Raw genomic sequence first — 22,246 nt, forward strand, 5'->3', positions numbered from 1 at the left:
CGCGGCGGACGCTCCTTCCTCGGCTCCTCCACCGGCGCCTACAGCTTGTAGCGGCGCACGATGGCGCTCACCTCGCGCGAGGCCGTCGAGAGCCGATCCGCCGCCTCCTCCGTGCCCGCAAGGCGCGAGGCCGTCTCCTGCGAGAACGAGGACAGCTCGCTCAACGCGATGAAGAGCTGGGCAATGCCCGCATCCTGCTGGCTCGCAGTGTCGGCGATCTCCCGCACCGCGAGCCGATGGTCGTGGACGATGGCCGCCAGCGCCCGCAGGCTCTCGCCCGTGGCGCGCACCTGCGCCAGCCCTCCCTCCACCTCGCGCACCCCGCTCTCGCTCGTGCCCACCGTGGCGGAGATGGCCCGGGCGATGTCCGAGAGGATCTCCTGCACCCGCCGCGTGGCGCTCGCCGACTTGTCCGCCAGGGTGCGGATCTCCCGCGCCACCACCGCGAAGCCCTGGCCGTGCTCGCCGCTGCGCGCCGCCTCGATGGCCGCGTTGAGCGCCAGCATGTTCGACTGGTCCGCCAGGTCCTTCACCGTCTGCGTAATCCCGCCGATCTGCTTGGTCTGCAGCTCCAGCTCCTGGCTGGTGCTGGCGATCTGATCCACGTGGTTGCGGATGTACGCCAGCCCTCCCAGGCTTCCCTCCAGGGCGATTTCCCCGGCGCGGCCCAGGGCATCGGCGCGCTCGGCGCCCTTGAGCACCGCCTTGGCCCGCTGGGCAGCCAGCTGCGAGGCGCGCTGGAGCTGCTCCGCTGTCACCCGCGTCTCGTAGAGCGCCGCCGCCTGGCGCGCGGCGTCCCGGTTCTGCGCCACCGCCTCCGAAGACAGCTGGCTGGCGGCCGACTCGAGCTGCTCAGAGGCGGTCCGCAGCGCCAGCAGCACGTCCCTCAGCCGCCCCATCATCTGCCCGAAGGAGCTGGCCAGCTCTCCAATCTCATCGCGCGAGCGCACCTGGAGCGTGCCCCGGAAGTCCCCCTCGGCCACCACGCGCGCCGCGGCAGCGGTGAGCTGGCGCAGCGGCCCCGTCACCCGCCTCGCCAGCAAGAAGGCCACACTCCCCGCGCCGATCGCGCCCGCCAGCCCCAACCCCAACAGGGCCAGCAGCGTCACCTGGAAGCGGGCGAACTCCGCCTCCCCGCTGCGCACGAGCACCAGCCGCAGGTCCTCGCCCATCTCCACCCGCGCCGCGAGGTTGCGCGTGCCCTTCATATAAAGGAAGCGGCCCGGCTCCCCCGTGGAGGGCAGCGCCGCGAGCACGTTCTCGATGGCCACCGAAGTCAAGCTGCTGGCGCTCACGTTCCCCTTCACCATCAGCACCGTCTCCGCGCCGCTCTGCTCCCGAAGTCGCCGCAGCAGCCCCTCTCCCAGGCGGATGCCCATGGCCAGGTGGCCCACCACGCGCCCGTTCGCCTCCACCGGACGCACCAGGCTCCAGTACGGCACCTCCTCCACCATGAGCAGATCGGCGTGCTCCGCCCCTAGCAGGGCGGACAGCTCCCGGGGCAGCGGGCCGGTGAGGCTGCCCGCGCGCACCTTCCCCTCCGGATCCAGGAGCAGGAAGAGGTCCACCCCCATCAGCGAGCGCTGCTCGTCCGCGATGCCCTGGAGCGTCTCCCTGTCCACGCTGTCGCTGGTGAGCACCGCGTGCAGCACCGAGCCTCCCACCGCGCCCCGCGCCGCCGCCGAGAGCACCCGCCCCTCCTGCACCAGCAGGCTGCGCCACCCGGCGATGTCCTGCTCCAGGCTGCGAACGAGCCCCTCTTCGAAGCTGGTCCTCAGCGACATGGCGACGAGCGCCACACTGCCAAACGTCAGCACGAGCACGACGAGCAGGAAGGCGGCTGTCACCCGGGCGGCGAGGCTGAGTTTCATGAGGGATGGATGAACTGAGAGGGCCGTGACCAAAAACGAGCGTAACCTGAAAGCGTTGGGCGGTGATAAGCGGACCTGCTGCCCGGCACCCCGGTCCTCTAGCAAGTGTTTGCCTGCTAGCGCGGTCAACGAGGCGGCTGGTCTAGGCTCCCGGTCCCTCCTGGAGGTCGCATGCAGGTTCCTTCACGCGCCGCGCTGCTTCAGCAACTCGACTCCCTTCCCTATGGGGCACGCATGGCGCGGGTCGGGCGCCTCGGCCGGGACGCACGGGGGACGGCGGAGCTCACGCGGCTGATGGACGAGCTGCTCGTGGGCGATGCCTATGAAGCCACCCTGGGTTTGCAGATGGCGTGTGGCGCGCGAGCGGAGTCCTCCGTGCTACGCGGCCTCACCCACCCCTCCCGAAGCGTCCGCGCGCTCTCGGCCTCGCTCGTGGGCGTGTACGTCCAGGATGACGCCGCGCTGGAGCGCATGCTGCCGGAGCTCGCCCCGGCGATGCGGCGCCGGGTGCTCAAGGCCGTGGCCCTGGCCCGCCGGAGCGCGCTGGCCGCCCGGCTGCTGCCACAGCTGCTCGCGCGCCATGGCTCGGCCGAGGCCCTGCTCTTGCTGCCCGCCCTGGACGAGGCGGCCGTGCGGCGCCTGTTGCCGGAGCTGGGCCATGAGCTGAAGAGCTGGCACACGCTGGTGTGGCGCTACCCGGACGCGGTGCTCGAATACCTCCAGGCCTCCTTCGCCGCCGCTCCCGAGCGCATGCGCTCCATCCTCTTCTTCCGCTACCACGAGCCCCTGGCCGAGCTCACCCACCTGCGCAGCCAAGAGGTGCTGGCGCTCGCACGGGACTTCGCGCCCTTCGACGTCATGCCTACGCCCCTGCTGGCGGGGATTCGGCGGCTCACCCGGCGCCACCCCGAGCAGATCACCGCCCTGCTCCTGCGGCCCTCGCTCCGGGGGTGGCTGCACAATCAGGGGCTGCCCTCCGGCATGCTGCGGGAGGCGGATGCGTTCTCGCCCGAGCAGCAGCGGGCGCTGGCGAGGGCCCTCGCGGAGACGCCCCACTACCTCGCCCCCTTCCTGCAAGCGCTGCCCCCCTCCCAGCGCGGCGCCCTCTTCACCCACGCCTATGAAGGCATCCCCGCCCGGGACCTGCCCGATGCGCTGCTCGCCGAGCTCCCCCACGCCCAGCGGGACGCGGAGGCGGCGCGGCGGCTCGAGTTCCGCGAGGTGCGCGAGAGCCGCGCACGGCAGCTCGCCACCCATGCGCTGCGCACCATCGAGCACGCGCGTGAGCCGCTGGCCAAGGCCGCCTTCGCGGCGAAGGCGGAGGACCGGGCCGAGGCGCTCGTCTACCTCGTGCGCGCCACCGGCCGCTCGCGCCGGGGCATGGCGGAGACGCTGACCCACCTCATGCGCCTGCGCAACGAGCAGGACCCCGTGCGCATGGCGGTGCTCCAGGAGCTGGCCGCGGTGCCGCTGTCCTCCTTCACCGCCGAGCACATCCCCTCGCTCACGGAGCTGGTCATCTGCGTCGTCGAGGCACGCGACTCCTCGCACAGCACGCGCGCCGCGCTGCAGCAGCTCGCCTTCCGGTTGATGCAAGGCCACGCCACCGAGCCCCAGGGCCCGCTGTTCCAGTTCGCGCTGGACACGCTCAAGCGCCTCGCGGGCCAGTCCGGCACCCTCGCGCTTCCCTCGCTCGAGAAGAACCTGCCGCGCGGCGCGGAGCTGAGCATCGTCTCGACCCTGCTGCCGATGATCCGCTCCGCCGCCGCGCGCGACAGCCACTTCCTCGCCATCACCCTGGCCCAGGCGCTGGGCCGGCGCGCGTGGAACGCGGACCTGCTCCAGGCCGTGCTCGAGCCGGCAACGGAGGCCTCGCACGACGCGACGGCGCGAACGGCCATCACCCTGTGGCTCGCCTCGCCGCGGACACGCGAGGTGCGGGTGCGCAAGCTCCTGGACCGAGACGAGACGACGGTGACCCTCCCCGCCGTCTTCGCGCACCTCCACCTGCGCCGCCAGGACTGGTTGGACCCGTTCCTCCAGGTGCGGCAACTGCGCGGGCGCTTCGACTCGGGCAAGGCGGCCTGGGTACCTCCCGCCACGGACGGCTTCCACCGTTGGCTGCCGCGACAGCAGCGGGCCTTCATGTCCCCGCTCCTGCGCATCGCCCAGGACGGCCAGCGCAGCGCCTGGGAGCGGATGCGGGTGCTCAGCATCCTTCCCCGCCTGTTCGTGGTGACGGCGGACACGCTCACGCCGTTCCTCGCCTCCCAGGACGTGCCCACCGTGGAGGCCGCCCTGGGGGCCCTGGCGTGGCTCGACCAGCCGGAGACGGGGCTGCCGCTGCTGCTGGAGCACCTCGATGGAGACCGGGCCCGCGTGGCCATGTACGCCATTCCCCGCGTGGCCAGCCAGGTGAGCGGCGACACGCTGTCGGCCACGCTGGCGAACCTGCTGGCGCGCGAGAAGCTGAAGGTGACGGTGCAGAAGGAGGTGGTGCGCCTGCTGGGGACTTTCCGCTCGGCGCGCAGCCTGGCGCTGCTGCGCCAGCAGTGGGAGCGGCCCCAGCTCCACCGGGACGTACGCATCGCCGTGGGCCACGCGGCGCGCCGGCTGCTCGATGCGCCCGAGGCCTGGGAGATTCTCGGCGCCATGGCCCAGAGCCCGGACACCTACGTGGCCGCGAGCCTGCTGGACCAGCCCGCGATCGTGCTGCGCCCCGAAGTGCGCCCGCGCTACACGGCCCTGGTGCTCCAGGTGGCGCGCCACCCGGATTTGACGGTGCGCCGCCAGGCCTTCGATTCGCTCTCGGCCTGGTCTCCCGGCTCGGAGGACGCGGTGGCGCGGGCGGCGGCGGAGCGCATCCTGGACCTCGCGGGCGGCGCCGAGTGGCGCGAAGCCACGAACGCGCTGGTGGAGGCTGTGCGAGACGGTATCGCCGTGGAACACGTCATCTCGACCACGGCGGCGCTCGTCAGCGCGCCCCTGAGCGTGGAGCAGAACGCGACTCCGGAGCGGGATTTGCCTGCCCGCCAGCGGCTGCTGACGCTGTGCGCGACGCTGCTGAACCTGCCCCGACCGGTGCGCCTGCGCCTGCGCGCGCACTTGCATGAGGTCGCGGGCCTCATCGCCACCGACGCCTCGCTCTGGCTGGAGAGCGTGGGGCTCCGGCTGGGAACTCTGGATTGGAAGGACACGGGCGGAGCGATTCAGGCATTGAGGGGGCTCGCGGAGGAACTCCGGAACGAGCCCTTGTTCGCGCCAGCGCTGGCGAGCACGGTTAGCACCTCAGTGTCCCAGGGCGATGCGGAGTGGGAGCCGGAGGCCCTGCTGGAGATCTCCGATGGGGTGGCGGAAGCGGCGCCACTCGTCTCGGTGATGCTCGTGAGCGCGGCGGGAGAGAAGCTGCACTGGCGCGAGGATGCGGCCAGCCGGCTCCGCGCCCTGCGCGAGCACTCGCGCCCCGCGATTCGCGCCCAGGCTCGGGCCGTCCTCACCGCGAGCGAGTAGGTTGGGGACACATGCGTTTCCGCGCGTGCATCGCACTTCTGCTCGTTCTCTCGGCCTGCGCCTCGTCGACGCCGAGCCCGAAAGAACCAGCGGTCCGGAGCCCGCGGCTCGCCAACCTCCAGAGAGCAGCGGCACTGCCCTGGACGGACGACGGGCGATGCGTCGCGCAAGAGGCTTCCCAGCCCTGGCCCGTGCTGGCGGAGCGGTGCTTTCACGCTCTTGACCATGACCGGATCCGGTTCAACGACCCCACGAGAAGATGCGCGGTCGCCTCGGCGGGTGCGGCTGCCGTGGGAATCGGGATCTGCGTCCTGGCGGCACCGGAGATCATCGTGGGAGCGGTAATCGTCACCGGCGTGGTGGTGGTGGGCGTCGCCATCAAAGAGGCACTGGATGCCTATGAGCGGGGGGCATCCCGCGAGCGTGCGAGTCCTCGACCCGAAACGGAGTCCGCCACGCGGGAAGCTTCGGCGAGTCGAAGACCCAAGCCGGAAGGGTCCCCGTTGGGCAGGGACGGGGCTCCTCCAGACCCGCCAGACCTGGAGCCGCGTGCTCGTCGCCCTGAATGCACGCCCAGACGCGTGCCTCCCAAGGGAGGACACCCCTTCCATAACGAATGCGCCGATAACATCCCGCACAGCGCCTTCCGTGGCGCCAACGTGCTCGTCAACGGCAAGGCTTTCGATGCGCTGCAACCTGCCACGCGAACGCTCTGGGAGGTCAAGACCGACAACTTCGATACGTACACGGACGACCTGCAGGACATCGTGATCAAAAGTCAGGTACCGAAGCTGCTGATCGAGCGCGACCTTGCCAAGGCCTGCGGTTTTGACTTTCGGGTGGGCGTACGCAGCGCGGCACACAAAGTCGAGTTGGAGGCCGCAGCCCGAGAGCTCAGGGGGCTCATCGTCATCATGGACTGGTGCTGAGATGCCTGCCACGCCACGAAACGACCTTCGATTGACCGTCCACGCGCCCGCGCTCACGCGCGAGGATGACCGCCCTGTGGCCGTTGTTCATGCCATGGAACGCGCGCTCCCCGGCTTGCACCTCGGATGGATGATTTCCGACGAGGGGCAGCGCATTCCCCTTCCGGACCGAGATGCCTTTGTCGCCCGCGAAACGAAGGACGGAGGCTTTCCGCTCCTGCGCAATGGCGATGACACGTTCCGGGTGACCGTGACGGGATGGGAAAGCCCAGCGGGCAGTTCTCCAGGTGGTCAGGCCCATTTGGAAGTCCATGCCAAGCTGCCTCTGAATGCGACCGGAATCGCGGCGGCACAGGAGGTGCTGGAGGCCGTGGCGGAGGCCGCGCGAGCGTTCTGGGGGCATGCAACGTCCTTCCGCGCGGGGTTGGACATCGTGCGCCAGACGAAGAATGGGCCGGCTGACCTTGAGGCGCCCCCCCGGGGACTGCCTTCGATCAAACCCCCGAGGGACATCCGCTCACCCGAGATCCCGCAGTGCCTGGGATGGCTAAACTACTGGTCGGCGCCTACCGCGCGCGCCATCGGGTTCCCGGACTCCGCCCGCGACACCGAACTGCTCTCACGGGCGCGGCGCACGCCAACGGGTGGGTGGGTTGTGAAGCTCACGGATGCATCGCTCGATCTCGATGACCCCACCCACCTGGACACGCTGCTGCGGGCCTACGAGCGCTTCCCTGAGATCGGCGGGCGCTCAGCCCTTTGAGCGAGGTCGGCGCGCTCACAGCGCATGGCTTCCATGGCGCCCCCGCTCACTCGGGTTCCGCGCCCTCATCCTCCAGCACGGTCTCCGTGGGGCGCCGTGCTCCCGCGGGACCGCCCGCGCTGCCCTGAACCCACCGGGCCAGTTCGAAAGGCCCTGCCTCCGGCCTCGCGCGCCTCAACGGTGAGAGCAGCGCGCGAAACGCCTCCGCCGAGGCCACTCGCTCCTCCGGCCGGCGCGCCAGGCACGCGCGCAGCAGCGGCCGCAGCTCCGCCTCCACCTCCTCCAGCGGGCCGAGGTGCGCCTCGCGGACGCGGTCCATCGTCTCCAGCGGCGTCTCTCCATCGAAGGGCCTGCGCCCCGTGAGCAGCTCGTGCAGCGTGGTGCCCAATGAGAAGAAGTCACTCGCCGGGCTCAGCGCCCCGCCTCGCACCTGCTCCGGCGACATATATGCGTACGTGCCCTTGCGCACCCCGGCGCGGGTGATGTCCCGAAGCAGCGTGGCCTTGGCGATGCCGAAGTCCGCCAGCTTCACCTCCCCGAGCCGTGACACCAGCACGTTGGCCGGCGTCACATCCCGATGCACCACCCCCAGCGGCCGCCCCTCGTCATCCGTCAGCCCATGCACCGCCCCCAGCGCCAGCGCCAGCTCGTCGGCGATGTGCAGTGCCAGCGCCGTACCCGGCAGGCCTCGGGCCAACAGGCTCGCCAGATCCGCGCCGTCCACGTAGTCCAGCCGGACGTAGTACGTCCCCTCGACACACCCCAGGTCATGCACGCCCACGAGGTTGCGGTGGCTCAGCCGCGCGCCCAGCCGCCCCTCCTCGATGAACATGCGCTCGTACACCGCGTCGCCCACGTGCTCCGGGCGCAGCACCTTGAGCACCACGCGCTTCTCGAAGCCGCTCGCCCCGAAGGCCAGCGCCAGGAACACCTCCGCCATGCCCCCCGCGCCCAGGCGGCGCACGAGGCGGTACGGCCCCAGCTGTCGCGGCAGCTCCCTCACCCGCCCTAGGATAGCGCCTCCCTTGAGCGAAACCGTCCTCATCACCTCCCAGGAAAGCGCCGGCCCTCCTTCCCCCCGGCGCTGCCAGCTGCTCGTCATCGATGGCCCGGACGCCGGTCGCGCCGTGCCGCTCGGCGCCGAGCCCGTACGCGTGGGCACGCGCGAGGGCTGCACCCTGCGCCTGACCGACCCTCGCGTCTCCGGTGAGCACCTGGAAGTACGCGCCGACGGCCTGGACTTCGTGGTGAAGGACCTGGAGAGCCGCAACGGCACCCTCTACGAGGGCTCGCGCATCCGCGAGGTGCGCGTACAGCCAGGAGCCACCTTCAAGCTGGGCCGCAGCTTCCTGCGCCTCCAGCCGGAGAGCCAGCCGTGGGAGGTGGCCCCCAGCCAGGCGCGCAGGTTCGGAGAGCTGGTGGGCGAGAGCCTCGCCATGCGCGAGCTGTTCGCCGTGCTCGAGCGCGTGTCGCCCTCGGACGTGACGGTGCTGCTGCAGGGAGAGACGGGCACGGGCAAGGAGCTGGCGGCGCGCTCCATCCACGAGGCGAGCGCGCGGCGCAAAGGACCCTTCGTCGCGGTGGACTGTGGCGCCCTCCCCGAGGGGCTCGTGGAGAGCGAGCTGTTCGGCCACGTGAAGGGCGCCTTCACCGGGGCCCTCGCCGCGCGCTCGGGCGCCTTCGTCCGCGCCAACGGCGGCACCCTCTTCCTGGATGAGCTGGCCGGCATTCCCCCGCCCGTGCAGGCGCGGCTGCTGCGCGTGCTGGAGGAGCGCAAGGTGCGCCCCGTGGGCGGCGACGCCGAGCAGCGCGTGGACGTGCGCGTGGTGGCCGCCTCGCGCCAGGAGCTCGCCCTCGCCGTGGCCGAGGGCACCTTCCGCCCGGACCTCTACTACCGCCTCGCCGTGGTGCCCTTGCCTCTGCCCCCGCTGCGCCAGCGCCGCGAGGACCTGCCGCTGCTCATCGCCGAGATCCTCCGCCGCCGGGGCCTCGAGCCCGGGCCCATCCGCGGCCCCGCGCTGGAGCTGCTGTCCGGCCACGCCTGGCCCGGCAACGTGCGCGAGCTGCGCAACGTGTTGGAGCGCGCCCTCGCCCTGGCCCCCGGCGCCAGCCGCTTCGAGGAGCTGCGCCCCTCCCTCCAGCCCGTGGGCGCGGGGCCCGAGCTGGCGGTGCGCACGGATCTCCCCTTCTCGGAGGCCAAGCAGGCACTCATCGAGCACTTCGAGCGCCACTACCTGCGTGACGTGCTGGCGCGCGCGCGCGGTAACCTCTCCGAGGCGGCGCGGCAGTCCGGCGTGGACCGCAAACACCTGCGCGCCCTCGCGCGGCGCCACGGCCTGCTGCCCTCCAGCGATGAGCCGGATGACGCCGAGCGCTGAGCCACGCGCGTGACACATCCGAGACGGTTGACGCGAAGTGTAAATCCCCAGTTTCTCAGCTCTTGGGAGTTACGGGGTGAGAGACCCTGTCTTGTGTCTCGGATGGTTCTATTTTAGACGTCTTATCGTAGAATCTTCTTCTTCTGGCAGCCTGCTGCCGCTCCTCCCTTCAGCGCTCGCTGCCTCAGAAGTCGGGATCTCCCAACCCCGATCCCTGCAGTACGCCACAACAGGAGAGTCGTAATGCGCCAAGTAGCAAAATGGACCGCCTGTCTCGCGCTAGTGATGTCCGCGTCGAGCTGGGCGCTCGTCCCCCCCAAGCCGGGGCCCAACTCGCTCGCGAGCAAGGCCTTCTACAAGCCGGAGATGTATCTCCCCATCACCAACGTACATCTCCAGGAGGCGCAGGCACGACTCTCGTCGCAGAGCGCCAGCGCCTGGAATGACTTCTTCGCGCGCCATGGCAAGGACTTCAATGTCTACATGGACCTGCGCACCGGCGCGCCGACCTCCATCCAGGGCGTCATCCCCCTGCTGCCGGGCAAGGGCTCTGGCAACAGCGTCACGCTCTCCAGCCTGAGCAAGAAGCTCGGCCGGGCCGTGTCCAAGGTGGATGAGGCCGTCGTGGCCGACGTCATCACCCAGTTCATCGCCGACAACTCGGCCGTGCTGGCCGTGGACCCGCTGCAGCTGGGCGAGCCGCGCGTCACGCCGATCAACGAGAACCTGTGGCAGGTCCACATCCCCCAGCAGGTCAACGGGGTGAGCGTGCGTCACGCCCGCGTGGCGGCCACCATCAGCTACGGCAACCTGATCCTCATCGGCACCGAGTCGTGGGCCAACGCCAACATCTCCACCAAGCCCGCGGTCGCCGCGGAGCTGGCGATGGGCTCCGGTGGTGACTACCTGGGGATGTACGAGACTCCGAGCAACGTGTGGAAGCAGGCCGCGCTGGAGATCATCCCGATGACGCGCCCGGAGACGCAGAACGGGCAGACCTTCACGGGCGCCACGGGCAACGGCTACGTCCACAAGCTGGTGTGGACCTACGGCTTCCAGCGCGACGAGGAGCATGAGCGCTGGAAGGTCTCGGTGGATGCGCAGACGGGCGAGACGCTCGCCGTCGAGGACGACAACCACTACTTCGAGGCCTCCGTGAAGGGCGGCGTCTACCCGTCCACCAACATCGAGAGCTGCACCACCAACGAGACGTGCGGCTCCATGCAGCCGGACTCGCCGATGCCCTGGGCCAACACGGGCTTCGCCGAGCCGAACAACTTCACCAACGGCGCCGGCGTCTACGACTACAGCCAGGGCACCGCGAGCACCACCCTGGCCGGTAAGTACGTGCGCATCAGCGACACCTGCGGCCAGGTGACCTTCAGCTCGCCCAACGGCAACATCAACATGGGCGGCGTCAACGGCAACCACGACTGCACCACCGGCGGTGGCGGCCCTGGCAACACCGCGGCGGCGCGCTCGGGCTTCTACGAGCTCAACAAGCTGGCCGAGCAGGCCCGTGGCTGGCTGCCGAACAATACGTGGCTGAAGCAGCAGCTGACGTCCAACATGAACCTCAACAGCACCTGCAACGCCTTCTGGGACGGCTCCACCGTCAACTTCTACAAGAGCGGCGGCGGGTGCCGGAACACCGGTGAGATTGGCGCCGTGTTCGACCACGAGTGGGGCCACGGCATCGACGACTTCGACGCCAACGGCATGCTGTCCTCCTCCAGCGAGGGCTACGCGGACATCGCCGCCGTCTACCGCCTGCAGACCTCGTGCGTGGGCTACGGCTTCCTCCACACCTCGGATGATGGCTGCGGCCAGACGCCGGACGGTACGGGCTTCAACTCGAACGAGGCGCAGCAGGGCGCGGCCTGGTGCGACACGCAGTGCTCCGGCGTGCGCGACACCGACTGGGCGAAGATGACCCCCAACACCCCGGCCACCCCGCAGAACTTCAGCTGCTCGCGCTGCCTCTCCGGCAGCGGCCCGTGCGGCAAGCAGGTCCACTGCGCCGCCTCGCCCGCGCGCCAGGCCGCCTGGGACTTCGTCTCGCGCGACCTCGTGGCGGCTCCGTACAACTACGACTCGAACACCGCCTTCATCGTCGCCAACAAGATCTTCTACCAGGGCAGCGGCAACGTCGGCTCCTGGCACGGCTGCGACTGCACCGCCGGCACCTCGGACGGCTGCGGCGCCACCAACGCCTACATGCAGTGGCTGGCGGCGGATGACGACAACGGCAACCTGGCCGACGGCACCCCGCACATGACGGCCATCTACGCGGCCTTCAACCGCCACAACATCGCCTGCACCACGCCGGCGCCCGTGAAGGCCGGCTGCGCCAACGGCCCGGCCAGCACGCCCCAGGCCCTGGCCACCCCTGGCCAGAGCCAAGTGGACCTGAGCTGGAGCCCGGTCACCGGCGCCAGCCAGTACTGGGTGATGAAGACGGAGGGCTTCGCCGGCTGTGACTTCGGCAAGGCGCGCATCGCCAACATCTCCGGCACCAGCTACGTCGACACCGAGGTGGCCAACGGCCGCCAGTACTGCTACTCGATCGTCGCCGCCAAGTCGGAGTCCTGCGTGAGCCCGGCCAGCACGTGTACCTGCGTGACGCCGGCTTGCACCCCGCCGTCCGAGTCGCCGGTGCAGGCGGGCCCGGTCGACGGCTCCACCGACACCGAGTTCACCCTGACGCTGGACTGGGACGACCTGGCGGAGACCACCTATGACGTGCAGGTGGCCACCGACGCGGAGTTCGTCCACGTGGTGCGCTCGGGCGCCTCGCTGGCGCAGAGCACCTGGAACGTGTCGCCGGCGCTCTCGCCGGAGACGACGTACTACTGGCGCGTGCGCGCCCGTAGCCTGTGCGGCGGCGCCAGCGGCTGGTCCGCCACGCGCACCTTCACCACGCGCCCGTGCATCCAGCTGGCCACGCCCAGCCTGAGCACCCCGGCCAGCGGCGCCACCAACGTGGCGTACGCGCCCTCGCTGGACTGGAACGACATCGCCATGTCGACCGGCTACGACGTGCAGGTGGCCCTGGACGCGAACTTCACCAACGTGGTGCGTTCGGCCACCGCGGTGAACGCCAGCAACTGGACGGTGTCGCCGGAGCTGGCGCCCAACACCAAGTACTACTGGCGCGCCCGCGCGGTGGACACCTGCGGCCAGAGCGCGTACGCGGCCGTGGCGAGCTTCACCACCGCGAACGTCTGCACGCCCTCGCTGGCCACCTTCAACGCCACCCTGCAGGCTCCGTACTGCGCGGCGGGCTGCGGGTGTGACACCAACACGCTGGTCCGCGGTCGCGGCGCCACCTCGGCGGGCGGCTACGAGATGAACACGCCCAACACCCTCAACGACTCGTGCGCCGACGGCAACTCCGGCCGCTACCACGTGGACGAGAGCATCGACAAGCTGCTGCTCGCCACCCCGGACAAGGGCCTCATCGTCCCCGGCAAGCAGGTGAAGCTCGACGTGACGGTGTGGTGCGTGAACAGCACGGACAAGCTGGACCTGTACTACACGACCAACGCGGCCACGCCGTCCTGGTCTCCGCTGGCCACCTCGATCGCCTGCCCGGGCGCGGGTGCGAAGACGATCTCGCACACGTTCACCGTGGGCAGCACGCCGGGCACGCACGCCATCCGCGCGCAGCTGCGCTACGCGGGCGCGCCGGGCATCTGCAGCACCGGCAACTACAACGAGCGTGACGACCTGGCCTTCACGGTCGCCTCGCCGATCGCTCAGGCGAAGTAAGCCGTTCGCGGTGACTCCTCCCTGAGCCCACGCGCCAGGGAGGAGGCGCCGCCCTGAAGCGGGCATGAAAAAGGGCTCCCGGGTCACCCCGGGAGCCCTTCTGTTTTCCGGCCCGTGCGGCCGAGGCTTCAGCGCAGCTCGAAGTGGTCCACCGTCAGCAGCGGCGTGCGCGGATCGAACTCGAAGTCCACGTACTTCGCCGTGGAGGACTTCTCGTCCATCTGGACCTTGGACCGGCCAATCTCCAGGTTGGCGGCGTCATAGGCGCGCAGCTCCAGCGGGCCCGTGTACGCCTGATCCATCGTCACATAGACGGTGATGGAGTGCCGGGCGGCGGCGGCCTCGGCGCGGGTGGCCCGCGTGGCGCCCAGGCCCTTGGGCCCCAGCTCCTGATGCACGGCGAGCTTCACCTGGCTGATGCCCTTGTCGAAGCCCACGCCCACCGCCTTCACCACCTCGCCCGAGCCCTCGGTGACGACCTGGGCGGCCTCCTTGCCCTCCGTCTTCAGCGCCTCGCCCACGCCCTTGACGATGCGGGCCTTGGTCGACACAAGCATGTTGCCCTGGTCCTCGGCGGCCTGGAGCTTCTCTTCGCGGCTCTTGCAGCCGGTGACGACACAGGTGAAGACCAACAGGCCCATCAGGCGACGCATTCGTGCAAACCTCCGAAGATCCGAAACGCGCGCCAGCTTAATGGAAGAGGGTCCGCGCCTGCACCAGCACCGCGAAGCTGTTGAGGGTGACGTGTAGGAGGATGGGTGCGCACAGGCCGCCACTGCTCAGCCGCGCCCAGCCCAGCAGCAGGCCCAGGAAGAAGATCCACCCGGTGAACACGCCATAGAAAGGGTGCAGGGAGGCGAAGATGCCAGCGCTGACGACCAGCGCGGCCGTGCGCCCCATCCACCCGCGCAGCCAGGGCAGGAGCGCTCCCCGGAACACGAGCTCCTCGCCCACCGGCGCCAGGAGCGCCGCGGGGATGGCGAACAGCAGCCAGCCGAGCGCTCCCATGGGTCCTTGCTGCGCCATGCCGATCAGCGGGTGCTGGCTGGTCTCCAGGGGCGCCGAGAGCCGCTCGGAGAGCCACACCAAGCACACCATGAGGCGCGGTGCCAGGGTGACGAGCAGCCCCAGGCTGATCAGGTATGTCCGCAGCCAGCCGCGCGTCCCCTCCTCGGGGGGAGCGCCGGCGCCCCGCCTCCAGAGCAGCCACCCGGCGACGAGGAGCAGCCCCGTCTGCGTCCACATACCGAGGAACACCGCGCCCCGGCTCGGGCCGCCGAGCCATGCGGAGAGGCCCTTCACGGTCACCGTGAAGCCGAGCACCGCGACCGTCAGCGCCACGAGCACGCCGAGCGGGCTGGCACCGGCGCGGCGCCTGCGCCCCAGGAACCAGAGGGTGAGCAGCGCCACCACCGTCACGCCGACGCCGAGCTGCTCCCTGCGCAGCCCCTGGCTGGAGGCCGAGCTCCCCTCCTCCGGGAGCGGCTCGAACAACCCACGGGGCGGAGGCGCGAAGGAGCGAGCTTCCACCGGCACCACGTCCACCCGCCAGCGCTCCCCTTCCCGCTCCACCTCGAGCGCCACCGGCGCGTCGGGCGCGGTGTCCCGCACCACCTCCTGCAGCGACTCGAGGCTGTCGATCGGCTTGCCGTTGGCCTGGTGTACCCGGTCTCCGGGCCGCAGGCCGGCGGTGGCCGCGGGCCCGCGCTCGAACACCTGGCTCAGCCGCACGCCGGGGCCGGGAGCCTCCGTGTCCGGACGCACGCCCAGCACCCTCCGGGAAGCGGTTGGGAGCCCTGACTTCTTCTCTCCGCCCTTCCGCTCCAACGCCATGTGCAGCGAGGCGAGCGCCACCAGGGTGTCCACCACCGCCAGCGCCACCAGCCAGCGGTGCCAGGAGCGGGTGGTGGGGCTCGCCTCCTTGCGCCGGCCCATGAGGACGAGCGCCCACACCACGGGCAGGCCGAGGCAGGGGATGAAGCCGGCCACCAGCGCCCAGATGAGGGACAGCCGGGCCGCGGCCTCGGGGCCTCCCCCTTCAGGCGAGGAGCGTCGGTCTTCCAGCGGGGCGGACGGGGGTGGGGGTTCGGACACGAGGGGCCTTGGGTGGAGGCTCGGTAGCACACTGTCCTCCCCCCGGCTCGCACCCCGCGTCAAGTTCCGCGCCTGCTCGCCTGCTCTCAGCGTCTCGTCACTTTTCTCACCAGCCGGATCTTTCGGCCGTGCGCTTCAGGTTCGGACGATTTCGGGTAATCCTTTGAGCTGCGTGCGTTTCTCTCTCTGTCTGATCCCTCTGCTGTGCGTCGGCTGTGCCGCGCACGTTGGTCCCCCTCCCTCCGCGTCGGTGCGCCCCGAGCGCCCGGAGGCGGTGGCCGTCGCGCCTCCCGTGGCCGCTTCGGAGCCCGCTCCCGCCGCGCCCTCTTCGGTGACGCTCCCCGCGGAGCCAACCGCTCCGGCCGTGGCCCTCGTGGAGCCCGCGGCCGCCACGCCCGCCGAGAGCCCGGACGCCACCGAGGCCCCCGAGGGCGAGGGCGATGAGGAGGACGCCTCGCCCGAGGTCGCCGGGTTCGACTCCGCCGACGGAGACGAGGCCGAGACCCCCGCCGAGCCCGGCTCGGAGATCCCCGGCATGCTGTACACGGCCGACCTCTCCGACGAGGAGCTGGAGAAGCGGTGGAAGGACGACCCGGCCTCGCTGGGCTCGGTGTCCGTGGGCTTCGTGCACAGCGGCCGGCTGGTCAACAGCGTCCGCTTCCCGCAGGAGAAGGACTGGCTCGTCGTCTCCCCCGAGAAGGCGTGGACGACCCAGGAGACGGTCGACTACATGACCCGCGTCATCCGCGAGCTGCGCACGCGCTTCCCGGAGGCGCCCCTGCTGCGCGTCAACCAGATCAGCGGCAAGGACGGCGGCCACATCCGGCCCCACAAGAGCCACCAGAACGGCCGGGACGTGGACCTGGGCTTCTACTACCCGGGCGGCAACCCGGTCCGGGCCCGCGCGCGCGAGAACTACATCGATCCGAAGATGAACTGGGAGCTGGTGCGCGCCCTCGTCACCCTCACCGACGTGCAGATCATCCTCGTGGACCGGCGCGTGCAGAAGGTGCTCTATGACTTCGCGCTGAAGAACGGCGAGGACAAGGCGTGGCTCGACTCGCTGTTCCACGCTGGGGAGAACTCGATCATCAAGCACGCGCGCGGGCACCGGGACCACTTCCACGTGCGCTTCTTCAACCCGCGCGCCCAGGAGCTGGGCCGCCGCATCGCCCCGCTGCTGGCGCTGCAGCCCGAGCACAACATCGCCATGCACCGCGTCCGCTCGGGAGACACCCTGGGCGCGATCGCCATGCGCTTCAACTCCACCGTGACGATGATCCGCAACGCCAACCGCATCCGCGGCCACATGCTGCGCATCGGTCAGGTGCTCTCGGTGCCGCTGCGCGGGCCGTGCAACCGCTGCCCCGTTCCGCCGCCCGTGGTGATTCCGCCCCGGCGCATGCCCGCCGAGGCCAAAGCCGAGGCCGAGACCGCTCCGGCGGAGCAGCCCGCCGAAGAGGTGCGCACCGCCTCGGAGCTTCCGGGCTCCTGAGCCCCCGGCCCGCTCAATCCGGGTCGATCGAGGCGCTCCGGACTCCGGGGAGCCGGCTGCGCAGCCCCTGGAGCAGTTCGAGGCCGTCCGTCCGCGAAGGCACGGGCAGCTCCACCACCGCGGTGCCTCCCTGGGAGCCCGCGGCCTGCTCGAGCGCGAGGAAGCGGGCCTGGGGGTGCAATTCCCTCAGCGGCCCCACGGCGGCGTTCACGTCCTCGAGCCCCAGCGACAGCTTCACCAGCTCCATGCGCTGCTCGCTGACCGCGTCCAGCACCAGCAGCACAGCGCCGAAGAACGCGGTCGCGCAGAGCGCCACGGAGGCCGCTCCCAACCCGCAGGCCATGCCCACGCCGATCATCACGAACATGACGGCCGCGTCTCGCGGGTCCTTGATGCCCGAACGGAAGCGGATGAAGCCCCCGAGCCCCACCAGACCAAAGGCGCGGGAGACGCTGTCACCGATGACCGTGGTCATCACCGCGCCCGCCACGGCGATCAACACCTGGGTGTGGACCGACTTGGGCGGGAGCGGGGAGACGTGCGGCATGAGCTTGCGCCACGGCCGGTAGGCCAGGAACGCGCCGAGCACCAGCGCCAGGGTGAAGCGCTCCAGCAGCGCGGGGATGGTGAGGAAGTGCGGGCTGACGTCCAGCCCCTGCAGCGCGGTCTCAAGCGGTGGCATCGAGGGCTCTCTGGAAGGTGTCGGGGGCGCCTCGGGTGGCCTGGCGCAGGAGGGCGAAGTCTTGAGGGTGGCTGGCCAGGAGCCGCTCGGCGAGGGCGCGCCCGCGCGGCGTCTGGAGCAAGGGCCCCAGGCTCCGCACCGTCGAGGAGGGCCACGTGTCCGCCAGGGCCGTGCGCAGCCCCCAGGCCGGAGCGCCCTCCATGCCGACGATGGAGTCCAGCACCTCCTCGCACTGCGCGCCGAAGGACTCGCGCAGCGCCCAGGCCCGAGGGTGGTCCAACCCCTCGAGGGTACTGAGGACGGCGCGAGAGGCCCGCGCCACGTGCTGCTCGCGCAGCTCCCAGGCCCGGGGGCTCACCAGCCCCGCCAGCGAGCGCAGCACCGCATCCGGCGCGGCGGCCCAGGCCCGCTCACGCCACGTCCAGGCCCGCTCGCTCTCCAGCCCGCGAATGGAGCGGCACCCCGTGCGCGCCACGCGCTCCAGCGCGAGGGCGTCTTCTCCTCCGGCATCCGAGAGCCAGCGCAGCCGCTGGCTCCACGCCTGCGTCCCGTTGAGCCCTTCCAGCGAGGCAATCACGCTCTCCGAGGCGGAGAAGTAGATGCGCTCGCGCATCTTCCAGGCCTGCTCCGAGTCGAGCCCATTCAGGGATTCGGCGACCTGCACCGGTACACGCTCGATCAGCCGATCTCGAAGCTCCCAAGACTCGGGCGCATCGGCCGCCGCGTCCCTCAAGGAGCCGAGGACCTGCCCCGGCGCCTTGTCCGCGAGCTGCCGCCGCAGGTGCCACGAGGCCTCATCCGTGAAGCCCACGAGGCTGTAGGCCACCAGCTCCGGGCACCGCTCGGCCAGGGCCTCGCGGCGCTCCGTCATGTCCTCGCCCTCCATGCCCGAGAGGAAGTACGCGGCCAGGGAGGGCTCGTCCTCCCTCCAGACATCGAGCTGGCGGAGGAGTCTCCCCCGCGCCTCCTCCAGGGAGCGCACGGGGGACGGAGCGGCCCGCAACGTGCGCGCGGACGGGGAGATGCCCTCGCGGGCCTGGAGGATGTCCTGGACCACCTGGCGCACGAGCGTCTCCAGCGTCACCCCCGCGTTCTCCAGCAGCGTCCAGCGCTCGGGAGCCTCGGCCGCCAGCGCCCGGTAGCCCGAGCGCAGCCGCACCTGCAACCCGCTGCCCGCGAGCCCCTTGCGCGAGGGGGCACCGGGCTTGGGCGTGAGGATCTTCGAGATGCGGCGGCGGGCCCGGGCCAGGGCCGGGTCCACGTCCATCAGGAAGACGCGGTCCGGCGTCAGCCCCCGCGCGCAGGCGTCGAGCACGGGCCGCACCACATGCTCCGGCATGCCGCGCCCCCACCGCGCGAGCACCTCGGCGGTGTAGAAGAAGCGGTCGGTGATGACGACATCGCTCTCCGCCAGCGCCGGGCGCGTCACCTCTTCCAGGAGCTGAGCCTCGCGCGCCGCGTAGAGCAGCAGCTCGGCCGTGGGCGTGAGCGCCAGGTGGGCGGGGTCCCTCGTGAAGCGCCGCAGCCCCTCCGAGACGGGCGAGGCGAGCAGCCCTCCCTCCCGGACGTGCCGAACCCGGAGGCCCGCATGTCGCAGCTCCTGGGCCACCCGGTTGGACAGGGTGGTCTTTCCCGAACCATCGATGCCTTCGAAGACGATCAACATGAGCGGGCTACTCTCCGAAGGTCGTCCGCACCGCCGCCTCGCGCTGCTCGGCGAACTGGAGCAGCCCCGAGGTGCCGGTGAGCGCGTCCTGGAACTGCTGCGCGCTGGAGTAGGTGAAGCCCTGCCGCTCGGCGTTCTCTCCCACCACATAGGGGGCGATGAGCGTGTGCGCCTGCTGCATGCGCTCCTTCATCGCCGAGGCGGCCAGCGGGCCCTGGATCGACTCCCGCACGTATTGCTCGTACTTCGCCTTGTAGACCGGATCATCCATGAGGTAGCGGATGAGCGGCCAGCTCTCGTTGACCTCGGCCAGCGTGAGCGAGAGCGACTGGCCCGCCGACATCGACAGGTTGTGGTCCCACGTAATCCAGTGCAGCCGGTTCCCATCGTTCGGGTCCGCGTACAGGTAATAGTTGTGGGCCATCCGCCCGTAGCTGTCCCAGTTCGCCAGCACCGTGTTGGTCGCCAGCCACTGCAGGAAGCCGTCCACGTCCAGCGTCCCCTCCAGGCGCGCGCGCCAGGCCGCCGCGTCGCTCCGGTCGGAGTGGAGCGCCGCGATGGCCGCCTCCACCGACTCCCAGCCCAGCTCGGCCGCATCCGACTGCGCCTCGAAGGACGCCGAGTCGAACGTCCCCCACGTGGCGCCCGTGCCGTCCGCCTCGTAGAGCGCGCCCTTGTGGTTGCCGAAGTGGGTGTCCAGCAGCGAGTCCTGCGGATCCTCCGCCACCGTGTAGAGGCCGAAGTACTCGGGCCCATCGCCGTGGTCCACGTACACCGCCATGAAGCCCGTGTGGGCCGCGGGCACGCCCGCCGCGCGGAAGGTACTCGAGGCCACATGGTCCCGGATGTACGAGGCATCGCCCTGGTTGCTGGAGAGCGACAGCTTGCTGAAGCCGTAGAAGTGCTGGCCTTCAATCTCCGGGTGCTCGTCCTCGAACTTGTCGAAGTTGAGCCGGAACGGCAGCTTGCCGATGCCCGAGCGCCAACCCCCCGACAGCGTGGAGTTGCCCTTGTAGCGGATGCCCACGTTCCACCACGTCTTGCCGGTGAAGTTCACCGTCGAGGGCACATAGACCGGCGTCTCGGGGATCAGATCCGCGGCGCCTCCACCTCCGCCTCCCGGGGCTCCGCCTCCGCCACCTCCCGGCGCTCCGCCTCCCGGCCCTCCCTGGGGACGGCACAGGAGCGCCCCATCCGGCGCGGCGCCGCACGTGGACGTGAAGGTGCTGCCGTTGAAGGTCGCGCTGCACGCGTCGCCCGCCGCCTTGCCCTCGCAGGCCGCCGTCAGCTCCGCCGGCGGGCCTCCTCCGCCCGGCATCCCTCCCCCACCCCCTCCGCCCGGCATCCCGCCGACGCCTCCGCCCGCGCCAAACGCGCCCAGCATGCCCGTCATGTCGTCCTGCATCGCCTGCCAGTCCGCCGCGGCGATGACGATGTCGAGCCGCTGGACCTTGTCGGCCGGGAAGACGGTCTCGAAGGAGGGCTCGGCGTTCTTGCCGTGCGTCTCGTCGCTCCAGCCTTCCGGGCGGTTGTCGCCGCAGGCCGTGGCAAGGACCATGAGCGCGGCAAGCGCCGCCCGTCGCGAAACTCCGTGCATACCACTCTCCCCGAGGGGTGAAGGGAACCCTCTGCCAGGACCGGCTCCCTGCCGGCGCTGGGGCTGCGAGGTGACACCCTGCCCAGGGCTCGTGACCCGTTCGTTTCACGCGTGTGACGAACTATTTCCGTGATTCCCTTGCTCGCACAGTGTTGACGGGGCGGCGCGCGGTGCCATTCCCGCCCCGGTCCCGCCCTCGCCCGGTGTAGAGTCGAGCCGAGTCGCGCTTGCCAGAGGATGAGGATGACGCCCTCCGCCGAGGACCGCTTCAACACCGAGGTCATCAAGCTGCTGCTCCAGGTCGCCTGGAGCGACCGGAGCCTCACGCACGCCGAGCACCTGGTCATCTTCGGCCTGGGCCGGAGCTGGAACGTGCCCGAGCTGGAGCTTCAGGAGCTCCTGAAGACGCTGAAGGCCGGTGGCGCCCTGCCCGAGCCCGACCTGGCCGTGCTGCGCACCCGGCCCGATGACGTGCTGGAGGCCGCGCGCGCCCTGGCCGTGTCCGATGGCCGGGTCGCCGACGCCGAGAAGGAGCTGATCGCCCGCGTCCAGGCCCGGCTCAACGACTCCCAGGCCTGAGCCAGCTTCCCTTCAGGCCTCCGCTCAGGCCTCGAGGATGCGCACCACCACGGCGGTGATGTTGTCGCGGCTGCCCGCCTCGTAGGCCCCGGAGACCAGGGCCGCGCACGCCTGGGCCACGTCCGACAGGGCCAGGCTGGTGGCCATGCGCTCCGGCCCCAGCGGCTCGTACAGCCCGTCCGAGCACAGCAGGTACACGTCCCCGGCGCGCAGCTCCACCCGATGCACCGTGGGCTCCGAGCGCTCCGTGCCCAGCGCGCGGGTGATGATGTGGCCGAAGGCGCTCTGTCCCCGAGGCGGCGGCTCCAGCCCCGCCTCGCGCAGCTCCTCGGTGATGGAGTGGTCCCGCGTGAGCGCCTCGAGCTGCCCCTCGCGCAAGCGGTACAGGCGGCTGTCTCCCACGTGGGAGACGGCGGCCCCGCCCTCACCCACCGCGAAGGCCACCACCGTGGAGCCCATCTCTCGCAGGTAGCCCACGCGGCGCGACTGCACCGCGCGCTGCGCCAGCTCCGTACACACCGCCAGCAGGTTCTCCTCCCGGCTGCGACGCCCATCCTGCGGGTGGGGCCAGGCCGCCTCGCCCTCGCGCGCCATCCGCTCCCCGAACTCCTTGAAGGCGTCCACCACACACTGGCTGGCGACCTCGCCGCCCTCCTGGCCTCCCAGGCCGTCGGCCACCACGAACAGGCCCAGCTCCGGCCGCACGCAATAGGCGTCCTCGTTGTGGGGCCGCCGCCCGACGTGTGTCTGTCCCGCGCTTTCGAGTCGCATCCCGTCCTCCTCGTTCCCTCCCTGGGACAGCAAGCAGGGGGCCACCGCCAAGCATGCGAAACCACACCCACGTTGGGGGTCTGGGCCCTCCAGCTATAACGCGCCGGGGGCATCCGGGCCGGGGACTCTATACCTCAGAA

The 22,246-nt window shown here is 70.9% G+C and carries 15 protein-coding genes; 7 read left to right on the top strand and 8 right to left on the bottom strand.

Annotated features, from left to right (window positions below):
- Positions 1-38 precede the first annotated feature (38 nt).
- Entirely contained in the window at positions 39-1,871 is a 1,833-nt protein-coding gene (locus SYV04_RS22980) for a methyl-accepting chemotaxis protein (RefSeq protein WP_321547994.1), read from the bottom strand.
- 171 nt (positions 1,872-2,042) lie between these two features.
- Here SYV04_RS22980 and SYV04_RS22985 point away from each other — a divergent pair, with 171 nt between their 5' ends.
- Genes SYV04_RS22985 through SYV04_RS22995 form a run of 3 tightly spaced genes read left to right on the top strand, consistent with a single transcriptional unit; the run spans position 2,043 to position 7,073 of the window.
- On the top strand, positions 2,043-5,381 hold the full coding sequence (locus SYV04_RS22985; RefSeq protein WP_321547995.1) for a hypothetical protein: 3,339 nt from the start codon (positions 2,043-2,045) through the stop codon (positions 5,379-5,381).
- Positions 5,382-5,392: 11 nt separating this feature from the next.
- The gene (locus tag SYV04_RS22990; RefSeq protein ID WP_321547996.1) at positions 5,393-6,310 is read left to right on the top strand and encodes a DUF6310 domain-containing protein; all 918 of its coding nucleotides are present in this window, start codon (positions 5,393-5,395) and stop codon (positions 6,308-6,310) included.
- 1 nt (position 6,311) lies between these two features.
- Entirely contained in the window at positions 6,312-7,073 is a 762-nt protein-coding gene (locus SYV04_RS22995) for a DUF5953 family protein (RefSeq protein WP_321547997.1), read from the top strand.
- Between the two features lie 46 nt (positions 7,074-7,119).
- Here the strand turns inward: SYV04_RS22995 and SYV04_RS23000 are convergent, their stop codons facing one another.
- Entirely contained in the window at positions 7,120-8,076 is a 957-nt protein-coding gene (locus tag SYV04_RS23000; RefSeq protein WP_321547998.1) for a serine/threonine-protein kinase, read from the bottom strand.
- A gap of 22 nt (positions 8,077-8,098) precedes the next feature.
- Here SYV04_RS23000 and SYV04_RS23005 point away from each other — a divergent pair, with 22 nt between their 5' ends.
- Both SYV04_RS23005 and SYV04_RS23010 read left to right on the top strand, forming a co-directional pair.
- A complete protein-coding gene (locus tag SYV04_RS23005; RefSeq protein ID WP_321547999.1) occupies positions 8,099-9,451 on the top strand; it encodes a sigma 54-interacting transcriptional regulator in 1,353 nt (450 codons plus the stop codon).
- Between the two features lie 285 nt (positions 9,452-9,736).
- Positions 9,737-13,222: a glycoside hydrolase family 78 protein gene (locus SYV04_RS23010; protein ID WP_422723963.1), complete on the top strand. Its 3,486-nt coding sequence runs from the start codon at positions 9,737-9,739 to the stop codon at positions 13,220-13,222.
- A 128-nt stretch (positions 13,223-13,350) separates the two neighbouring features.
- Here the strand turns inward: SYV04_RS23010 and SYV04_RS23015 are convergent, their stop codons facing one another.
- Both SYV04_RS23015 and SYV04_RS23020 read right to left on the bottom strand, forming a co-directional pair.
- Positions 13,351-13,875: a hypothetical protein gene (locus SYV04_RS23015; RefSeq protein ID WP_321548001.1), complete on the bottom strand. Its 525-nt coding sequence runs from the start codon at positions 13,873-13,875 to the stop codon at positions 13,351-13,353.
- A 37-nt stretch (positions 13,876-13,912) separates the two neighbouring features.
- Positions 13,913-15,316 (bottom strand): CPBP family glutamic-type intramembrane protease, encoded by a 1,404-nt coding sequence (locus SYV04_RS23020; RefSeq protein WP_321548002.1) that lies wholly within the window; start codon positions 15,314-15,316, stop codon positions 13,913-13,915.
- Positions 15,317-15,488: 172 nt separating this feature from the next.
- On the opposite strand from SYV04_RS23020, the gene SYV04_RS23025 reads away from it, so the two are divergent.
- Complete coding sequence (locus tag SYV04_RS23025) at positions 15,489-16,811, top strand: LysM peptidoglycan-binding domain-containing protein (protein WP_321548003.1); 1,323 nt, start codon at positions 15,489-15,491, stop codon at positions 16,809-16,811.
- Between the two features lie 13 nt (positions 16,812-16,824).
- On the opposite strand, the gene SYV04_RS23030 is transcribed toward SYV04_RS23025, so the two are convergent.
- The 3 genes from SYV04_RS23030 to SYV04_RS23040 are packed head-to-tail and all read right to left on the bottom strand — an operon-like array spanning position 16,825 to position 20,756.
- Positions 16,825-17,493, bottom strand: coding sequence for a DUF4956 domain-containing protein (locus SYV04_RS23030; protein WP_321548004.1), 669 nt, complete (start codon positions 17,491-17,493; stop codon positions 16,825-16,827).
- On the bottom strand, positions 17,480-19,159 hold the full coding sequence (gene tmk / locus SYV04_RS23035; protein ID WP_321548005.1) for a dTMP kinase: 1,680 nt from the start codon (positions 19,157-19,159) through the stop codon (positions 17,480-17,482). Before tmk ends, SYV04_RS23030 begins: the two co-directional genes overlap by 14 nt.
- 7 nt (positions 19,160-19,166) lie before the next feature.
- Positions 19,167-20,756: a CotH kinase family protein gene (locus SYV04_RS23040; RefSeq protein ID WP_321548006.1), complete on the bottom strand. Its 1,590-nt coding sequence runs from the start codon at positions 20,754-20,756 to the stop codon at positions 19,167-19,169.
- A gap of 243 nt (positions 20,757-20,999) precedes the next feature.
- Here SYV04_RS23040 and SYV04_RS23045 point away from each other — a divergent pair, with 243 nt between their 5' ends.
- Positions 21,000-21,335 carry a TerB family tellurite resistance protein gene (locus SYV04_RS23045; protein ID WP_321548007.1) on the top strand — a complete coding sequence of 112 codons (336 nt, stop codon included), beginning with the start codon at positions 21,000-21,002 and terminating at the stop codon, positions 21,333-21,335.
- Positions 21,336-21,359: 24 nt separating this feature from the next.
- Here SYV04_RS23045 and SYV04_RS23050 read toward each other — a convergent pair whose 3' ends face one another.
- Positions 21,360-22,106: a PP2C family protein-serine/threonine phosphatase gene (locus tag SYV04_RS23050; protein ID WP_321548008.1), complete on the bottom strand. Its 747-nt coding sequence runs from the start codon at positions 22,104-22,106 to the stop codon at positions 21,360-21,362.
- Between the last annotated feature and the right edge of the window lie 140 nt (positions 22,107-22,246).

The sequence above is a fragment of the Hyalangium ruber genome (assembly GCF_034259325.1).
In the GTDB taxonomy this organism is placed as follows: domain Bacteria; phylum Myxococcota; class Myxococcia; order Myxococcales; family Myxococcaceae; genus Hyalangium_A; species Hyalangium_A rubrum.

What these genes read in the sequence shown, in the direction of transcription:
- SYV04_RS23010 (WP_422723963.1), top strand. Translation starts at nt 9,737, where the DNA reads ATGTCCGCGTCGAGCTGGGCGCTCGTCCCCCCCAAGCCGGGGCCCAAC.
- SYV04_RS22985 (WP_321547995.1), top strand. Translation starts at nt 2,043, where the DNA reads ATGCAGGTTCCTTCACGCGCCGCGCTGCTTCAGCAACTCGACTCCCTT.
- SYV04_RS23015 (WP_321548001.1), bottom strand. Translation starts at nt 13,875, where the DNA reads ATGCGTCGCCTGATGGGCCTGTTGGTCTTCACCTGTGTCGTCACCGGC.
- SYV04_RS22980 (WP_321547994.1), bottom strand. Translation starts at nt 1,871, where the DNA reads ATGAAACTCAGCCTCGCCGCCCGGGTGACAGCCGCCTTCCTGCTCGTC.
- SYV04_RS23040 (WP_321548006.1), bottom strand. Translation starts at nt 20,756, where the DNA reads ATGCACGGAGTTTCGCGACGGGCGGCGCTTGCCGCGCTCATGGTCCTT.
- SYV04_RS23050 (WP_321548008.1), bottom strand. Translation starts at nt 22,106, where the DNA reads ATGCGACTCGAAAGCGCGGGACAGACACACGTCGGGCGGCGGCCCCAC.
- SYV04_RS23030 (WP_321548004.1), bottom strand. Translation starts at nt 17,493, where the DNA reads ATGCCACCGCTTGAGACCGCGCTGCAGGGGCTGGACGTCAGCCCGCAC.
- SYV04_RS23045 (WP_321548007.1), top strand. Translation starts at nt 21,000, where the DNA reads ATGACGCCCTCCGCCGAGGACCGCTTCAACACCGAGGTCATCAAGCTG.
- SYV04_RS22995 (WP_321547997.1), top strand. Translation starts at nt 6,312, where the DNA reads ATGCCTGCCACGCCACGAAACGACCTTCGATTGACCGTCCACGCGCCC.
- SYV04_RS22990 (WP_321547996.1), top strand. Translation starts at nt 5,393, where the DNA reads ATGCGTTTCCGCGCGTGCATCGCACTTCTGCTCGTTCTCTCGGCCTGC.
- tmk (WP_321548005.1), bottom strand. Translation starts at nt 19,159, where the DNA reads ATGTTGATCGTCTTCGAAGGCATCGATGGTTCGGGAAAGACCACCCTG.